General features: G+C 31.6%; 1 pseudogene. It reads right to left on the bottom strand.

The annotated features are described in order from the left end of the window. Window positions 1-358: pseudogene (locus RTW80_RS27880) on the bottom strand (hypothetical protein); the annotation flags it as partial.

Below are 358 nucleotides of genomic sequence, written 5' to 3'. Positions count from 1 at the left end.
AAATAATGTCTGGCTTGTTCGCAGATTTCGTTAACCTTGTCAGGGGAGAAACAATGATTATTAATTAAATATTGCTCACAATTATCCACAAATTCCTGCGGACTAAATTCAGCAATAAATTGATCGGTAAAAAACACAAAACGCTTATCATCATGAAATGTAATATGGACATTCCATATTGATTTGTCGACAAAATATGACTCTACTTCAAGAGACTTATCTTTGAAACTGGTAGGTATATGGAGATTTACAGGACCTGATATTGATGGTAATTTTGTTACCCAACTTTCAAAAATTTTGATAAAAACATCAACTTCTTCTGAAGGTTTTAACAATATACTCTTCAGATCGTTTATCA

Origin of the sequence: Escherichia sp. AM3 (genome assembly GCF_032029835.1) — a bacterium.
Taxonomy (GTDB): Bacteria; Pseudomonadota; Gammaproteobacteria; order Enterobacterales; family Enterobacteriaceae; genus Escherichia; species Escherichia coli.
This window is presented reverse-complemented; position numbering and strand designations above follow the sequence as displayed.